This window comes from Clostridium nigeriense, from assembly GCF_050585245.1.
GTDB lineage: Bacteria > Bacillota > Clostridia > Clostridiales > Clostridiaceae > Clostridium > Clostridium nigeriense_A.
Genome location: NZ_JBNOOF010000002.1, coordinates 500,201 through 517,025, shown reverse-complemented (window position 1 = coordinate 517,025; position 16,825 = coordinate 500,201). Strand labels below are relative to the sequence as shown.

Genomic DNA, 16,825 nt, shown 5'->3' with positions numbered 1-16,825 from the left:
TTTCATTTATTAATTAAATAATATCAAAGTTACATATTTTAAACAATTGACCCATTTTCATATTTTATTCATAAAAAATAACTGTTAGTTATTTTAGCATCCCTAATAAATCTATTACTAACTTACTTATAATGCTAATCACCATAACTATATTAAGTGAGTTTTTATATTCTAATTATATTTATCTATTAATTAAAATGAAAGTTGTAATAGAACATTAATTTAAATTAGTTACTTTTTAGAACTTAAATATTAATAAATCTCAATTCTTTTTCAGCTTCTAATTTAGAATCATAAAATACAACTTCATTGTATGGTTTAAGATTATTTTTCCAGTTATCAGTTTTTTCTAAAAACTCTTTTAGATTATTTGCAATAAAAAAGCATTTTTTATTGTTATTGATATAGCATATTGGTGAATCACTTTCTAAATCTGTCATTGAACCAACGCTTCCAATTAAGCCATCTTCACTATCTGTTGCAAAAATATCGACTTGAGGAACTGTATAAAATGATAATTTAGGAATATCATCATCAAAAATAAAATGTATATCATAATTATCAGCATATTGTTGATAATTTTCATTTTTTTCATTTGAACTCATAGGATAAACAGTAATACCTGCTTTAATGACTTCCTTATCTTTTATAACTACACATACACACTTATCTAGTTCTGTTACATCTAAATATACTTTATTCATTTCTCCTCCATAACTTATAAGTTACCTCTTATATGCTACCCTAAATTCTTCACAAAAACTTCACTATCTTTATCAACTTGCTTTATTTTATTTATAATTTTTTTATTATCCGAGTATATATAAACACCTCTATCATCATAAAGGAAAAATACATTTTTTGTTTTATTATCAATAATATATACTGCACAGTCTAATTCTGTATTTTCTCCTATATCTGAAAGAATTATTTTTCTAAAAAGTTCTTTTACATTTATTTTATTGGTTCTCCAAATATATCTAACACCATTATAAGCCTCACCATCATTTTTCCATTTAAATGAATACATTCTAAAATCTAACGATTGTAAAGTACTTTCAACAAACTCTTTTTCATTTTTCTTATGACTACTATATTTATCTTCATATAATACAATCAAATCATTAGAGAATTCGCATTGCTCCCAAATTTCATATGTATCTTCAACACATATATCTACATATTCTTCTCTATATTTTAAATCCTTATCTTCTATATTATCAACATCATAATAAGGATATTGGTTTGGTGCAATCTCAAATGAAATACAAGTTTTTGTTAAATTACAATATTCGTTAAATAAACTATTAATATATAAATTCAATTTATTCACATCCACATTATCTATATTAAAATTCTCCATTTCTTCTAATTATTATTATAATATTTTTCATCCTATTAATTTAATAAATATAACTTATTTCTAATTTATATATTCATAAATATTATATGGTAAATAATCAATTTCTATAGAGTTTAATGAGTATATTATATAATTGCCTCTTCTTATTTTATTTACTAATTTTGCTTCTAACAATAGCTTTAAAGCCTTAGATACTGCAGCTTCTGATATATTTAAGCTATTACTTAACTCTTGAGTACTTTTGCCTATAGGATTTATTTCACTTAATATCCTAAGCCTTGTGGCATCTCCTAAAGCTTTAAGCTTTTTCTCTAAGTCTTTAGGGCACTTATCTTCATTATTACCTAACTCTATTAAAACAGTTAAATTTATGCTATTTTTACCTTGTCCTAAAAGTAAATGTGGACTTATAAAAGTAGAAACATTAATATTTATATACTTTAGATCTACTAGTTTTACTCTAAACTCTTTAAACTTATAAAATACTATTTCATCCTCTAGAACCTCTATTCTACTATGAATACTATCTATAAGATAAAAAATTCCTTTATCTTTTCCTAAAGTTAATTTTCTCTTTAATTCCCTAATAATAATTGGTTCTATATATTTTAACTCATTTTGAAAAATCTTAATATAAAAATCTCTTAGAAATCTTAAAAGCTCTCTATAATATATATTTGTTATTCTTTTATTGTAATTTTTAAATACTCCATTTATCTTATAAAATGGCACATCATCAAGAAAATCTAATGCACTTAGTATATTTAAATCTGAGCATTCTTTAAAATCATTACAAAAATCCATTATTATTAAATACTCATCTGTAATTAAAGAAAATCTATTAATATCATTTTTCATATTTTCCGTCATTAAACTATTTATCTTTTCTACCCATTTATCTCTATGGATATGATGCTGACTATTTGAAAGCACATGTAATGCACAAAACATTTCAAATAATGGTGAATATACAAATTCAACAACTATTCCCTTTTCATAAATTGCATCTACCCTCATAATTAATCAACATCCTTTTATTTAAAAATAAGTAAAGTTTCCCGTTTTCCTACTATGCTTTTCAACAATTTTAATAATAGTTACTGAAGCTATATATTCAATAATTATTATAGTAACTCCTATCGTAATAAAATCACCTAAATATATACTACTATCACCACTCAATATTACCTTCCTAACTCCTTCTATAGCATAGGTTAATGGAAAAATTACACTAATAACTTTTGCCCAAATAGGAAATACAACTACCGGAACCTTTACCCCTGAAAAAATCTCCATCGGCTCTTCTAGTATGGTAAATAAAAATCCTGAATCTCTAGAAAATAAAAATAACGAATTTAAAAGCATTCCCCATAATACAGCCATTACCAAGGTAATTAATAAAACTATTATTAATCCTAAATAATTTATATTTAAAACTTCTTTTTTAAATATAATAACTCCTACAGAAAAACATACGATAACTACTACACTTTCAAAAAGTGATGAGATTGCATTACCTAATATAACAGCTTGTCTAGAAGCTGGAGATAAATATATTAACTCTAATGTACCACTTATTCTCTCGAAAGAAAAGTTCCAAGCTGATTGAACTAAGCTTCTAAATAAACTCATAGTCATATATCCTAACAAAAGATATATAATTATATTTTCTTCAGTCAAATAAGGTATTTTACTATTTATTATTTTAAAAGGTTTAAAGCTATAATAACTAGTTATAAAATTTAAAACAGGCCATATAAATAATGATACATAAATTATTTTACTGTGAAAATAATTTAAATGTTGCTTCTTACACTCTGCTTTTACTACTTTAAAAAACTCCATCATAATATAAACCACTCTTTCTTAAATTAATTAAGTACCTTTCTAGTATTAGATAGTTTAATTATTATATCTTCTAGTCTTGGCTCTATTTTAAATATTTCTTTAATTAATATCTTATTTTCATTACAAAATTCTGATATTTTTACTCTTAAGTCTTTTGTTGATTCTACATTGTAATAACCTTCTTTTAGAATTATTTTGACCTTACTATCTTCCTCTTGTAATTTTTTTAATAAGTGTTCTTTAAAATTATAACCCTCATTATATAAAGATAATTTTAATTTTATATGTGAAAAAGTGTCTTTAGCTAACTCCTTTGCTGTTCCTTGATTTATTATATTCCCTTTATCTAATATATAAATATAATCACAAAGCTCTTCTACCTCCTCCATATAATGAGAAGTTAATAATATCCCCTTATTTTTTTCTTTAGCTAAAAGTTTTATATGCTGTCTAAGTTCCTTTGAAACTATGGCATCTAATCCTAAAGTTGGCTCATCCATAAAAAGATATTCTGGATCATTTATTAAGCCTCTAGCTATTTGTAATCTTTGCTTCATACCCTTTGAAAACTCTTCAACCTTTTTATCTTTATTTTCATATAGCCCTACCAGTTTTAATAGTTCATCTATTCTTTCCCCTAATAATTTAGAGTCTAATCCATAAAGGCTGCCATAATACCAAAGATTTTCATAAGCTGTAAGTCTCCAATAAATCATTCTTTCTCCACCAGCTACCATATTTATTTTCTTTTTAATAACCATAGGATTCTTAATAGCATCTATCCCATCTACGTAATAGCTTCCTTCTGTTGGGGATATTAATGTGGTTAACATTTTTATAGTTGTTGTTTTTCCTGCTCCATTAATACCTAAAAAGCCTATAATTTCACCTTTATTTATTCTTATAGATACATCATTTACCGCATTAACTAAGGTCTTTTCCTTTTTAAATAATCCTTTAGATACTTTAGTTTCATAAATCTTCTTTAAATTCTTTGCCTCTATCATATTTCTCACCTATCCTTGTATTTTTTCTAATGCAATTTTTTCTACATATTTAAATGATTTAAATCCAATTAATAAATAAACTAGACTTAATAAAACTACATAAATAATTCTTGGCATTTGCTCTACTATTCCCTGTCCTAGCAAGGTTGTTCCCCTAATTAAATTAGAAATTTCTGTTACAGGAATTAATTCCCCTACTATCCTTAAGGGATATGGCAGATAATCTATTGGAAAAGTAATCCCACATAAAAGTAACATTCCAACAAATAAGGTATTTTGTGATATATACGTATCCCTTGTATAAAGCATTAATGCTCCAAGGACTAAAGATAAACTAAAAAATCCAAATAAAGTAATAATAAAAACTAATATAAATGATATAAAATTCATATTTTTAAAGGTTAGCCCAAAAGGAATAGCAATAATAACAGATACCATAATTTCAAAAGATGTGGCTAAAGTTTGATGTAACATGTTTCCTAAGAAATATTCTATTCTTTTAAATGGTGCTATCATTAAGCTTTCTAAAGTTCCTTCTCTTAATTCTGTAATAAGACTTCTACTTACATTTAGACATGTCCTAACAGCAAATAGATATGTTAAACTTCCTAAAATTATATATCCCATATAATCTCCAGTACTTGTATACTGTACAAATTCCTCTGTTATATTCCCATCAAATAACATCTTGTACATAAATAAAGCAGAAATTACAGTATATACTCCTGTTAGCAAGTTCCCTATAAAGAAATCCTTTGGATATGCTCTTAAATTAATAATTAGATTTCTTTTAAATGTGGCTTTTAATATTCTCCATTCCATAATAACCCTCCTTTTATTATAATTTTGATTAACTATTTAGTTAATTAAAATCCAGTCTCCTTTAAGACTATGGAATTATATACCACACTTATATTCCTGTCAACATTTTCTAATTAATAACTATATTGTAAATTAATACAAAAAACTCTTACCTATATTTTAGTATAGATAAGAGTTATGTTTTCTTCATTAGTATACACTAAATCAAGGTACATTTCACAATTCCTTACACTCTCTTTTCGCCTCATACATTGATTTATCTGCCTTTTCAATCAAAACCTCCATTTCTATGCCATCTTCCTTAAAATGGGCGTATCCTATGCTGGCTCTAAGATTTATTTTAAAATTTTCAAATCCGAAAGGTTTTATAATTTCACAATCTATTCGCTTAGTTAATAATTTTATATCATTTCTATCAACTACATTTCCAACAATAATTTCGAACTCATCTCCGCCAAGTCCAGAAACTGTATCTAGCTCTCCTACTAAACTCTTAATTCTAAAAGCAATTTCCTTAATTGCTGCATCTCCAGCTCTATGTCCATAATTATCATTAATCTCTTTTAGTCCGTCCATATCAAGAGAAATAATTCCGAATTCCTCATTTTTTCTTAACGCAAGCGATAATTTTTGTCTCAAACGGTCATAGAATAAAGATCTATTACATAATGTTACCAATATCCATTCCTTATTGAGCTACTTCGGTCTGTAATTTAATGATTTAAAGCAGCTTATCTTTACATATACTGTCTTTATCCAAAACTTCCACCTATCCTTATTAATAATCTATATTATAATTCACTATCTCAAATTCTTTTAAACTTTTATGAATAACAATATATTGAAATTCTATAATTATCTATTTTTATTAAACTTTCCCACTTAGCAGTTCCAATTTATTTTTGCTGGATTAGGCTCGTCTACTATAGCAATTTTACGTAAAGCCTCTTCCATTTTTTTGCACTCTCTCGCTGCAATTTCATCATAAACCTGAGCCTTTTCATTAACACCAATTGATAAATATGCTATGGCTGCAGCACCATAAAATGCAAGTCCTAGTGAACTTGTTACAGTATTTATCGTCGTTGTTGTTGCTCCAATTGCTCTGGCTGCAGCTTGTGCAGCTGGATTTCCCTCAGCTTCTCTTGCAGCTATTTGAACTTCCTTAATAATTTTCTTTGCTTCTACTAATTTAATTTTTCTTTCTAGCCATTCATTTACTGCATTTAGTGCATTTTTTAAACGAAGATCATTAGGATAATCTTTTTCATATATTGGTAGAATATGTTCCTTTGCATATTCATTGCACCATTTTATAATTGTATTATTGCTTTGTATCTCTATTAATCTCATAAGAGATATAATATATGGTGAATCCGCTTTTCCAAGCATTTTTCGTACTTTAGCCATGATAACTCCTTTTTCTTAAATATTTTTTAATTAGTAATCTCATCATAAGAAATTTTATATATTAGATTATTATCCCTTCAAAATGGTCTATTTCATGTTGAATAATCTGTGCAGTAAATCCATTAAATGTTTGTTTATGCTTCTTAAAGTTTCTATCAAAATATTCAACTTCAATTGTTTCATATCTCATTGTTTTTCTAAAGCCAGTTAAAGATAAACAACTCTCTTCTATCTCATAACCATTCTCTTTCTTTAATATAACTGGATTTACCATAGGAATTATAATATCACCCACACTAAATACAAGAATACGTTTTTTAACTCCTATCATATTAGCAGCCATGCCAACACAACACTCTAAATTTGCCCTTAATGTATCTACTAAATCATCAATAACTGCTACATCATCTTTAGTTGCAAGCTCTGACTTTTGTCCTAAAAATAATATATCCTTTACAATTGGTCTTATCATGATTAATCCAACCTTTCTAATTTCTTTTTCTAAATACTATTAATTATATCAATCTCTATTTTTTAATTTGCACAATAAAATTATACTCTAACATAAATAACTTAAAAACAAATTTTAGCAAAATATATACAGAATGTTTGACCTTATGGTATATAAAAAAATGCTATCTCATATGTAATTAAAAAATTACTGAGATAGCATCTTCTACTATTTAGATATATTAGTTTTCTTAGCTATATAAGGTAATATTAATCCTAATGCAATTAATACAAATGGAGTTATAATATTTAACGCTAGTTGGAATATATCTTTTGAGTACATTCCACCTATACATGCAAATGCTGTGAAAGCGAAACACCAAGTTCCTAAAATTATTCCTAGGGTTCTATTTTTAACAAAATAGTACTCTCTTTGGAATTTGTCTCCAACCTTCTTTAAAGCTATATAGGCTATAAATACCCATAAATATCTTAAAGGCATACATACTGCATTTAGCTTTACTAACCATCTAACTAACTCATCAACACTTCCAATTCCTATTGCTGGAACTATAATTAATATAGAAACTATAACAAAAATTAATTTATGTCCATTAGTATATGCACCATTTTTATTTTGTACAAATAACTTTTCTGGAATAAATCTTCTATCCCCACTATCAAGTAACATACGTAATGGAGCATCTATTGAAATTATAAGTACTGCAAACTGTCCAATCATATTAGTAATTGCATAAGCTATAACAAATAAATTCCCTAAGTTATAGTATTCGCCTAGCTTTTGGAATGCATAGTATGCTCCATTTGTCATTAAATCACTAGGTATATTATTTGAATCAATCATCATTCCTAATGAAATTGTTCCAAGTATTGCTGTAACTGCAACCATAATTGCTAGTGTTATCATTCCCTTAGAAAAACCTTTAGCTGGATCCTTCATTTGATTTACATATGGAGATATTTTTTCACAACCACCAACTGCAAAAACTAATATTGAAATACTTGTAAAGAATGACATATCAAACTTCGGCATAAATGTACTTAATGACCAATCAATTTCATTTAATTGAACATTTGTAATTGCTGGTGCTGCCATCATTAATAATATGAATAGCATAGACATTACAAACATAGATGTTCCAGCTAAAGAAGATAGCTTCTTTAATGGATTTAATCCCTTTGATGCAATATACATAGCAATTACAAATATAATTAAACAACTTATTTGTAATAATAATGTATTCATATTACTAATTCTACTATCTTGGAAAATAGCCCAACTTGTTGCAATCATAAAGCTATTAGGTTTTTGTGAAAGATATGGCATATGTACAATCCAATATGTCCAACCTGCGTAGTATGCTATCTTAGGTCCTATAGTTTCTCCAATCCAAGAACTAACGCCACCCCCATGACTTTTAAATGCTGATCCTAATTCTCCAACCATTAATGCATATGGTATAAAATAAATTGCAAAAATAATTAACCAAGCAACAACTGCTTGTAAGCCATTGTATTCAGAAAATCCGTTGATTACATTACCAAATCCCCAAACTCCTGAAAAGGCCATTAATGCAAGACTATACCACATAATTTTTTTGCTTTTGTTTTCCGGCATATTTTTAACCTCACTTTTGTAAAATAATAAAAACTACAATTATAATATTATTATATCTTGCAGCTTTTATCATTTTAACATCTTCCCTATACTATTTGCAAATAAACATATTATTCAAACATTTTGCTTTAGTAATACATGTAATAATTTCTGTTCTTATATCCCCTATCAATGGCCAATGCTTATCATAATTAGTATGATGATACTCAAAGCCACATTTTTCTTGAACACGAAGTGACTTTTCATTTCCCTCAAAGTATCCACACCAAAGTGCCTTAAGTCCAATTATTCTTACTATTCAACCTCATATATCTCATAGTAAATATCATCTATTTTTAGACCTCCCTCTGAAGAATTAGAATTAATATATTGTACATAAAACTTATTTCCATCGTTGCTCCAACCTTTAATGGATGAACCTTCACTATAATTTTTATTATCTAAAATAATATTTGTAAAATCTTTAATATTAGATATCTCCAAATTATCATTTATATTAGCTATACTTATATTTCTTTCATCTTGTACGCCTATATTTTCTATTAAAATTATATCTTTCTCTTTATTAATTTTTAAAAATGAATATAAGTAATCTACTTCAACTTCTTTTGTTAATTCTTTAGTATCTAAATCATATCTCCATACACCATATTTTTCTTCAACAAAACCAGAGAATAATATCTTATTATTACTATAAACAATCCCACCTTGAACCCAAATGTCTATTCCAGTTTTATTATCAAGTATAGTATTAAACTTATTGTCTTCAACATACCCTATAGTTGTCGAAGTACCATTATCAAATAATATATATATTTTATCATCCTCATTAGTTAAAACACTTATAGAATTATTTTTTATAACCTCTATCACCTCTCCTGTTAATTCATAATATTTATCCCTTATTGTATCGATTATTGCTATTTTTTCAATTCCATTTCCTTTATCAAAATAATAAATATCAAATTTTCCATCCTCACTTGATTGAAATCTAATTATATTTCCATTAGTATCTTCTAATAGCCTTTTATATGCAGTTATTTCCTTTGTTTCACAGTTATCATCTAACATATATACTTTATCATCTTTTAAAATTCTAAAGTTTTCCGTAAAACCTTTATAATCTACAATTAATTGTCCACTTATATCTTTATTTTCCCAACTAACTATATTTCTATCATTTTCCTTTTTATCTGTAATAGTTCCTATATCTAAACTATCAATATATAGCTTTGGAAATTGAGTCGAATATATTGTTTCTTCACCTTCTCCATAATCTGAACTATAATTTATTTCTATTAACTTATCATTTTTTCTTATTATTGCTCCATTTTTATTTCCACTAAGATTTTCAGTTGTTAAAAGTTTTTCAACATTAAAATTATTATTAGATTTATCAGTTCCTTTAGCATTTTCATCAATTACAACAGTATCTATAACCTTATTTTCCTTTGATATACTATTGGAACATCCAACACCTGTACTTAAAGTAATAATTATTAATCCTATAAATATTTTTTTAATTACCATATTATCTCTCCCCTTTCTAATCTCATTTTAATAATTATTTATTTTCAAAATAATACTAAGTTATTTCTAAGATGTTAATCTTTTGGGAGATTCACTATAAATTTTGATTTATCATTATTTAAAACAACTTCTATATTTCCTCTATGTCCTAAAACTATATTTTTACATATATATAATCCTAGTCCATTTGAGTCCTTAGATGAAAAACCTTTTTCTCCTACTCTTACAAAAGGCTCAAATATTTTATCTTTAAATTCAATAGGTATCCTCTTTCCTTTAGTTAATATTGAAAACTGAAAATATTCTTCAATTTCTTTTGTTTCTATTTTTATATCAGTATTTTCATATGAATATTTAATTCCATTATCTATTAAATTACTAAACAACATAGTTAGGTATTGTTTATTTCCATTTATAATCTCTTTATTAATTTTACTAATTATATTTAAGTTTTTTTCAATTATTTTCGGATATTTTATACTTATTAAATCTTCAATAATATTTTTTATGTTAACTGCTTCAAAGGAATATTCTTTTAAATCACTACTTTGCTTTGATATATCAAGTAATGATATTACTAGTTCATGCATCCTATTACTTTCAGAAATTATTCTATTTAAAGCATTCCTCTTAAATTCATCATCATTAAAACCATCTTCATTTAAAATTTGTGCATAGCCTGAAATATTAGTTAATGGTGTTTTTAATTCATGAGTAATATTTCTAAATATGCTTTTTTCTTTCTCATCTTTATTCTTTATTCTTTCACTCATATTATTAAAACTATCTATAAGAACTCCAATTTCATCATTAGATTTATTTTCAATTTTTTCTGGATAGGTTCCCGTTGATATTTCTAAAAGCTTATTTTTTAAAAGTATTATTGGTTTTATAATATTAGATGCTATAAAATAAATACAAATAAATATAGCTAAAAATAATATTAAAACTATAATATTTACTAATCTCTTTATATTTATATTTCTTATATAATTATCACTGTAATCTTTAATTAAAACTAATGTACCTATTTGCTCATTATAATTTCTATAAATAGGAACACTTAATTTCCCTAATATGCTTCCATTCTTACTTTCTATATCTAGCATTGTTTTGTTATTCTTTGCTTCTTCAAAGGATGGTGGTAAATCCTTTAAAATATTTAAATCTATAACTTTTTCGTTAGTTATAGCAGTTGAAATAATATTTCCATTGATATCATAAAATATTCCTTGAGTGTTTACCCTTTCAATTACAAACCTTATCATCTTGTTATCAAAATCATTTATATTTATACTACTTTTTTCTATACTATTTAAAGCTATGTAATCTTCTAAATTTTTAGATGAAATATAGTAAATATCTTTCATATCATTTCTAATAAAATCTTCAAATTCTTTATCAAAGAACTTGTCCATAATTAAATTAAAAGCTATTACTGACAAAATAAAAATAGTTCCTAGTACTATTCCATATTTCTTTCTAATTGTTAACATCTTTCACCTTTAACATATAGCCCACTCCAAAAACAGTTTCTATATTTAATCTTTTTCTTACCTTTTGCCTCAATCTAGTTATATGAACATCAATAGTTCTTGTATCTCCTAAATAGTCATATCCCCAAACTAAATCTAATAATTGATTTCTTGAATAAACTTTATTAGGATTTTTTGATAAAAATAATAATAAATCAAACTCCTTAGGTTTCATCTCAACTTCTTCTCCAAATACATAAACACTTCTACAATTTTCATTTATTCTAACATCATCTATAATAATATCCGTATATTCAGTTTTTTGTGATATCCTTTTAATCTCTTCCCTTAGTCTAAGTGCCACCCTAATTCTAGTTATTACTTCCCTTATATCAAAAGGTTTTGTAATATAATCATCTGCTCCCAATTCTAGTCCTAAAATTTTATCCATAACGTCTACTCTAGCTGTAAGCATAATTATAGGAATTTTATAACTTGAAATTTTCCTACAAACACTAAACCCATCTGTATCATTTAACATTATATCTAGTAGTATTAAATCTGGATTGAATCCCTTTATTTCATCTTCAGCTTCTAATCCATTAGGATTTATTTTTACCTTATATCCTTCCTTCATTAAAGCAAATCGCAGTATTTCACTTATATCCTTATCGTCTTCTATAATTAAAATATTTTCTCTCATTACTTTCTCCTAATCAATTGACTTATATTATACAATACAAATATAAACACATTTTAACAACTTGTTAACTAATAAAAGTTTACTAAAACCATCTACTATTTCAGTTGGCATTTTTCTTTTATAAATCCTTTAAATTCATCAACTTCACTTTTGTTCATGCACTCTTTAAATATAACAATAATTTCATTTGATTTTGTAAAAAGTGCATATGCATTAGAAGTTTCAGCAAATCTCTTAAATACATCGTATTTCATATGTGATTTTACCCCTGTATCTAAATTATTTACTATAGCTCCTTCTTCATCAAAATATACATTATATTTACTTTCTTTTTTCCCAACAGATTCTTCCATACGTTGTATGCATATTTTAATAACCTTATTAATGATATAAAAATATTCTGTAATAAAAATAATAGTTAATAAAGAAAAACTTAATAGAAAGACTTTATTTTCAGTCATGAATATACTTAGAATTCCAAAGCCCATACATATAAAAATCATTGTTCTAAAAAAAAATTCCGTTGCTGATGGTAATACCCCACTTTTAAAAGTCCTTACTATTTCTTCATTAACTACTCCTGTGCTCTCAAACATATATGTTCCCTCCTTATATAAATTCTCAAAATAATATATATTCTCTTAATTTATCATACCATTAATTCCCATGATGTGTAAATAAAAAGGAAGCTATCGCTTCCTTAACTAAATTAAATATTGTTTATATCAAAAGATATCTCTATAGTCTTATTTTTAGGCTCTAGTTTAGTCATTTTAACTCCTGCAGCACTAAGCATTCTCTTTGATGCTTTAACTATATCTGTATCAGCATATTTATCAGATAAATAAACAACTTCTTTAATACCTGACTGAATTATTGCCTTTGCACATTCATTACATGGGAATAAGGCGACATATATTTTAGAACCTAATAAATTTGTTCCTCTACTATTCAATATTGCATTTAACTCCGCATGAACTACATAGGGATATTTTGTTTCAAGCATATTACCTTCTCTATTCCATGGAAACTCATCATCAGAGCATCCCCTAGGTAACCCATTATAACCTTGACTTAATATTTTATTATCATTATCTACTATACATGCTCCAACTTGGGTACTTGGATCCTTACTTCTCATACCTGCTAAAATAGCAACACCCATAAAATATTCGTCCCAAGATATGTAATCTATTCTTTTCAATTAAAATACCCCCTATTATAATTAGAATAGTCTAAATTTAAAAATAATTTATTCTATTATACATTATATCTCTAATTATTTAAATACTTCTGACTATAAAGGGGAAATATCATTTTGTGATGACTGTAGTTCACGACGGAACAAACAAAATTATAGAAACTCCGAAATATGAGGAGTTTCTTCATTTAGTTTATTAAAGGAAAGATGCTATCTCTCGGTGACTTGGAACTTGTGACGGAACAAGTAACTATATTGCAAATTCCGAGGAATGAGGAATTTCTTCCTTCTATTTTGAAAGGGGAAATATCATTTTGTGGTGACTTGGAGTTCACGACGGAACAAACAAAATGATATTTCCCCTTTGTTTATTTGAACTTTCTAAATCTTTGATATCTTTCTTCTAAAAGTATATCTTTTGGTTTATTAAGTAAAACCTTAAACTCTTTAATTAATTCGTCCTTTATTGAACTTGCAACTAAATCTAAGTTTTTATGAGCTCCACCATTAGGTTCTTTTATTATTTTTTCGATTACTTCTCTTTCTAAAAGCTCATAAGATGTTATTCCCATAATTTCTGCAACTTCCTTTGATTTAGAAGGATCTTTTAATAATATTGAAGCAAAGCCTTCTGGGGATAAAATAGAGTAAACTGAGTTTTCAAGCATCCATACTCTATCTCCAGCTGCTAATGCAATAGCTCCTCCACTTCCTCCTTCTCCAATTATTATAGAAATTATAGGCACACTAATTTGAGCAATTTCAATTAAATTTCTCGCAATAGCTTCTCCTTGCCCTCTTTCTTCTGCTTCTATCCCACAATACGCACCGGAAGTATTTATAAAACATACAATTGGTCTATTAAACTTTTCGGCTTGCTTCATTAATCTTAATGCTTTTCTATATCCTTCTGGATGAGGAGAGCCAAAATTTCTCTCCATATTTTCCTTTAGGTCTTTTCCTTTTTGTATACCTATTATAGTAATAGGTCTACCATTTAAAAGTCCAATTCCACCAACTATGGACTTATCATCCCTAAAGACTCTATCTCCATGTAATTCAAAAAAGTTTGTAAATATCTTATCTATATAATCTAGTGTAGTCGGTCTTTCTATCATTCTAGCAACTCGTAATCTATCATAAGCTTTAATATCCTTCACAACTACACCTCCTTAACTCTATGAAAATTTAGAAGAGCTGAAAGAGCCATTTTTAATTTCTCTCTTTTAATAATATTATCTATAAATCCATGTTCTAATAAAAATTCTGCACTTTGAAAATCTTCAGGCAATTTTTCTTTTATAGTTCCCTCAATTACTCTTCTTCCTGCAAAACCAACTAAAGCTTTTGGCTCTGCTAATATTATATCTCCAAGCATTGCAAAACTAGCTGTTACTCCACCTGTTGTTGGATCTGTTAATACAGTTATATAAAGTAAGCCAGCATCACTATGTCTTGATAATGCACTACTTATTTTAGCCATTTGCATAAGAGATAGTATTCCCTCTTGCATTCTTGCTCCACCTGAAGCTGTAAATATAATAATAGGCAGTCTTCTTTTGGTAGCTTCTTCCACTGCAATAGTGATTTTTTCTCCAACTATAGTTCCCATACTTCCCATTAAAAAGTTTGAATCCATGACAGCAATAACTGCTTTATTTCCACCAATTTCACCTTCACCTGTTACTACCGCCTCAGCTGTACCACTTTTTTCTTCATTTGTTTTTAATTTTTCTTCATAGTTTGGGAAGTTCATTGGATTTTTTGACTTCATGTATTTATTAAATTCCTTAAAGCTTCCTTTATCACAAATTTGTTCAATTCTTTCATAACTACCAAGTCTAAAATGATAATTACAATTAGTACAAATATTATAATTTTCCTCTAAAGATTTTTTATATAGAATCTTACCACAATTGCTACATTTAATCCAAGTTCCATCTGGAACTACTGGTATATCCTTTTCTTCTAAATTAGATATGTTTATAACTCCATACTGTCTTTTCTTAAAAATCCCCATATTTTTTCACCAACTATAAATTGTATTCTTTGCTTATGAAACTAGTATCATAGTCTCCTAAGCGAAATTTTTCATTATTTAAAATATCTATTTGAAACTCAATATTATTGTCAATTCCTTCAATTACAAACTCATCTAATGCCCTTAGCATCTTATTAATAGCTTCTTCTCTATTATTACCATAAGCTATTAATTTTGCTATCATAGAATCGTAAGTTGGTGGTATAGTATATCCTGTAAAAACTGCAGTGTCTACTCTTATTCCATTACCACCAGGTAAATTTAAAAACTCTATCCTTCCTGGAGAAGGTATAAATCCCTTACTTGGATTTTCAGCATTTATTCTACATTCAACAGCATGCCCTTTAATTTTAATATCTTCTTGAGAAAAATCTAATCTTTCTCCATTAGCAATCTTTATTTGTTCTTTTACTATATCTATAGACGTAACCATCTCTGTTATAGGATGCTCAACTTGTATCCTAGTGTTCATTTCCATAAAATAAAAATGTCCATACTTATCTACTAAAAACTCTATAGTACCTGCATTCACATAATTCACTGCTCTAGCAGCATTAATTGAGGCCTTCCCCATTTCTGATCTAAGATTTTCACTTAAAATTGTTGATGGGGCCTCTTCTAATACTTTTTGATTTCTTCTTTGAATGGTACAATCTCTTTCTCCTAAATGTACTATATTACCATATTCATCCCCTAAAATTTGAAATTCAATATGTCTAGGATTCTCTATAAACTTCTCAATATAAATTGTATCATCCCCAAAATTTACTTTTGCTTCAGTTTTTGCAGTAAAATAAGCATTTTCTAATTCATCTTTGCAATGAACTATTCTTATTCCTTTACCGCCTCCTCCTAAAGCTGCTTTTATCATTACTGGATATCCTATTTTTTCTGCTTCGGAATATGCATCATCTAAACTTTTAACTATTCCATTACTACCAGGAATTATAGGAACATCTGCATTTCTCATAATCTCTCTTGCTCTAGACTTATCTCCCATTATTCCTATAGTATCACTATTAGGTCCAATAAATTTAATATTACACTCTTCACATATTGCTGCGAACTCTGCATTTTCAGATAAAAATCCAAAACCTGGATGAATGGCATTGCACTTAGTTATTACAGCTGCACTTATAATATTACTTTCATTTAAATATGAGTCCTTAGATTTAGGCTTTCCAACACAAATAGCTTCATCTGCCAACTGTGCATGCATCGCATCTTTGTCAGCCTCTGAGTAAATAGCTACTGTCTTTATTCCAAGTTCTTTACAAGCTCTTATTATTCTAACTGCTATTTCTCCTCTGTTAGCTATTAATACCTTTCTAATCAT

Annotated in this window: 18 protein-coding genes and 1 pseudogene; all 19 read right to left on the bottom strand. The window is 27.0% G+C overall.

Going from position 1 to position 16,825, the window contains the following annotated elements; translation table 11 throughout:
• Positions 1–245 precede the first annotated feature (245 nt).
• The 19 genes and pseudogenes from ACQPUY_RS05755 to ACQPUY_RS05665 all read right to left on the bottom strand — a co-directional run bounded on the left by ACQPUY_RS05755 (position 246) and on the right by ACQPUY_RS05665 (position 16,825).
• A complete protein-coding gene (locus ACQPUY_RS05755) occupies positions 246–704 on the bottom strand; it encodes a hypothetical protein (RefSeq protein ID WP_430840146.1) in 459 nt (152 codons plus the stop codon).
• Positions 705–739: 35 nt separating this feature from the next.
• On the bottom strand, positions 740–1,363 hold the full coding sequence (locus ACQPUY_RS05750; RefSeq protein ID WP_430840144.1) for a DUF3885 domain-containing protein: 624 nt from the start codon (positions 1,361–1,363) through the stop codon (positions 740–742).
• Between the two features lie 60 nt (positions 1,364–1,423).
• Positions 1,424–2,380 carry a metalloregulator ArsR/SmtB family transcription factor gene (locus ACQPUY_RS05745; protein ID WP_430840142.1) on the bottom strand — a complete coding sequence of 319 codons (957 nt, stop codon included), beginning with the start codon at positions 2,378–2,380 and terminating at the stop codon, positions 1,424–1,426.
• Between the two features lie 21 nt (positions 2,381–2,401).
• Complete coding sequence (locus tag ACQPUY_RS05740; RefSeq protein ID WP_430840140.1) at positions 2,402–3,211, bottom strand: ABC transporter permease; 810 nt, start codon at positions 3,209–3,211, stop codon at positions 2,402–2,404.
• Between the two features lie 23 nt (positions 3,212–3,234).
• Positions 3,235–4,218 carry an ABC transporter ATP-binding protein gene (locus ACQPUY_RS05735; RefSeq protein ID WP_430840138.1) on the bottom strand — a complete coding sequence of 328 codons (984 nt, stop codon included), beginning with the start codon at positions 4,216–4,218 and terminating at the stop codon, positions 3,235–3,237.
• A gap of 9 nt (positions 4,219–4,227) precedes the next feature.
• Complete coding sequence (locus tag ACQPUY_RS05730) at positions 4,228–5,040, bottom strand: ABC transporter permease (RefSeq protein ID WP_430840136.1); 813 nt, start codon at positions 5,038–5,040, stop codon at positions 4,228–4,230.
• A gap of 216 nt (positions 5,041–5,256) precedes the next feature.
• On the bottom strand, positions 5,257–5,718 hold the full coding sequence (locus tag ACQPUY_RS05725; RefSeq protein WP_430840134.1) for a diguanylate cyclase: 462 nt from the start codon (positions 5,716–5,718) through the stop codon (positions 5,257–5,259).
• 204 nt (positions 5,719–5,922) lie between these two features.
• Entirely contained in the window at positions 5,923–6,450 is a 528-nt protein-coding gene (locus tag ACQPUY_RS05720; RefSeq protein WP_430840132.1) for a putative immunity protein, read from the bottom strand.
• 61 nt (positions 6,451–6,511) lie between these two features.
• Positions 6,512–6,922 (bottom strand): peptide deformylase, encoded by a 411-nt coding sequence (locus ACQPUY_RS05715; protein WP_430840130.1) that lies wholly within the window; start codon positions 6,920–6,922, stop codon positions 6,512–6,514.
• Positions 6,923–7,129: 207 nt separating this feature from the next.
• Positions 7,130–8,539: an amino acid permease gene (locus ACQPUY_RS05710; RefSeq protein ID WP_430840128.1), complete on the bottom strand. Its 1,410-nt coding sequence runs from the start codon at positions 8,537–8,539 to the stop codon at positions 7,130–7,132.
• 91 nt (positions 8,540–8,630) lie between these two features.
• Positions 8,631–8,825: pseudogene (locus tag ACQPUY_RS05705) on the bottom strand (GNAT family N-acetyltransferase); the annotation flags it as partial.
• Positions 8,826–8,833: 8 nt separating this feature from the next.
• On the bottom strand, positions 8,834–10,069 hold the full coding sequence (locus ACQPUY_RS05700) for a hypothetical protein (protein ID WP_430840126.1): 1,236 nt from the start codon (positions 10,067–10,069) through the stop codon (positions 8,834–8,836).
• A 74-nt stretch (positions 10,070–10,143) separates the two neighbouring features.
• A complete protein-coding gene (locus ACQPUY_RS05695; RefSeq protein ID WP_430840124.1) occupies positions 10,144–11,565 on the bottom strand; it encodes a HAMP domain-containing sensor histidine kinase in 1,422 nt (473 codons plus the stop codon).
• Complete coding sequence (locus ACQPUY_RS05690) at positions 11,552–12,247, bottom strand: response regulator transcription factor (protein WP_430840122.1); 696 nt, start codon at positions 12,245–12,247, stop codon at positions 11,552–11,554. The genes ACQPUY_RS05695 and ACQPUY_RS05690 overlap by 14 nt, the downstream gene beginning before the upstream one ends.
• A 95-nt stretch (positions 12,248–12,342) precedes the next feature.
• Complete coding sequence (locus ACQPUY_RS05685; protein WP_430840120.1) at positions 12,343–12,843, bottom strand: YcxB family protein; 501 nt, start codon at positions 12,841–12,843, stop codon at positions 12,343–12,345.
• Between the two features lie 113 nt (positions 12,844–12,956).
• Positions 12,957–13,451 (bottom strand): deoxycytidylate deaminase, encoded by a 495-nt coding sequence (locus ACQPUY_RS05680; protein ID WP_430840118.1) that lies wholly within the window; start codon positions 13,449–13,451, stop codon positions 12,957–12,959.
• A 365-nt stretch (positions 13,452–13,816) separates the two neighbouring features.
• A complete protein-coding gene (locus ACQPUY_RS05675; RefSeq protein ID WP_430840259.1) occupies positions 13,817–14,566 on the bottom strand; it encodes an acetyl-CoA carboxylase carboxyltransferase subunit alpha in 750 nt (249 codons plus the stop codon).
• Positions 14,567–14,610: 44 nt separating this feature from the next.
• Positions 14,611–15,468 carry an acetyl-CoA carboxylase, carboxyltransferase subunit beta gene (accD, locus tag ACQPUY_RS05670; RefSeq protein ID WP_430840116.1) on the bottom strand — a complete coding sequence of 286 codons (858 nt, stop codon included), beginning with the start codon at positions 15,466–15,468 and terminating at the stop codon, positions 14,611–14,613.
• A gap of 13 nt (positions 15,469–15,481) precedes the next feature.
• Positions 15,482–16,825: an acetyl-CoA carboxylase biotin carboxylase subunit gene (locus ACQPUY_RS05665; protein WP_430840114.1), complete on the bottom strand. Its 1,344-nt coding sequence runs from the start codon at positions 16,823–16,825 to the stop codon at positions 15,482–15,484.

Excerpts from the sequence above, each read along its gene's own strand:
- ACQPUY_RS05685 (WP_430840120.1), bottom strand. The coding sequence starts at position 12,843 with ATGTTTGAGAGCACAGGAGTAGTTAATGAAGAAATAGTAAGGACTTTT.
- accD (WP_430840116.1), bottom strand. The coding sequence starts at position 15,468 with ATGGGGATTTTTAAGAAAAGACAGTATGGAGTTATAAACATATCTAAT.
- ACQPUY_RS05700 (WP_430840126.1), bottom strand. The coding sequence starts at position 10,069 with ATGGTAATTAAAAAAATATTTATAGGATTAATAATTATTACTTTAAGT.
- ACQPUY_RS05720 (WP_430840132.1), bottom strand. The coding sequence starts at position 6,450 with ATGGCTAAAGTACGAAAAATGCTTGGAAAAGCGGATTCACCATATATT.
- ACQPUY_RS05730 (WP_430840136.1), bottom strand. The coding sequence starts at position 5,040 with ATGGAATGGAGAATATTAAAAGCCACATTTAAAAGAAATCTAATTATT.
- ACQPUY_RS05665 (WP_430840114.1), bottom strand. The coding sequence starts at position 16,825 with ATGATTAGAAAGGTATTAATAGCTAACAGAGGAGAAATAGCAGTTAGA.
- ACQPUY_RS05690 (WP_430840122.1), bottom strand. The coding sequence starts at position 12,247 with ATGAGAGAAAATATTTTAATTATAGAAGACGATAAGGATATAAGTGAA.
- ACQPUY_RS05745 (WP_430840142.1), bottom strand. The coding sequence starts at position 2,380 with ATGAGGGTAGATGCAATTTATGAAAAGGGAATAGTTGTTGAATTTGTA.
- ACQPUY_RS05715 (WP_430840130.1), bottom strand. The coding sequence starts at position 6,922 with ATGATAAGACCAATTGTAAAGGATATATTATTTTTAGGACAAAAGTCA.
- ACQPUY_RS05735 (WP_430840138.1), bottom strand. The coding sequence starts at position 4,218 with ATGATAGAGGCAAAGAATTTAAAGAAGATTTATGAAACTAAAGTATCT.
- ACQPUY_RS05750 (WP_430840144.1), bottom strand. The coding sequence starts at position 1,363 with ATGGAGAATTTTAATATAGATAATGTGGATGTGAATAAATTGAATTTA.
- ACQPUY_RS05675 (WP_430840259.1), bottom strand. The coding sequence starts at position 14,566 with ATGATAGAAAGACCGACTACACTAGATTATATAGATAAGATATTTACA.
- ACQPUY_RS05695 (WP_430840124.1), bottom strand. The coding sequence starts at position 11,565 with ATGTTAACAATTAGAAAGAAATATGGAATAGTACTAGGAACTATTTTT.
- ACQPUY_RS05755 (WP_430840146.1), bottom strand. The coding sequence starts at position 704 with ATGAATAAAGTATATTTAGATGTAACAGAACTAGATAAGTGTGTATGT.
- ACQPUY_RS05740 (WP_430840140.1), bottom strand. The coding sequence starts at position 3,211 with ATGATGGAGTTTTTTAAAGTAGTAAAAGCAGAGTGTAAGAAGCAACAT.
- ACQPUY_RS05710 (WP_430840128.1), bottom strand. The coding sequence starts at position 8,539 with ATGCCGGAAAACAAAAGCAAAAAAATTATGTGGTATAGTCTTGCATTA.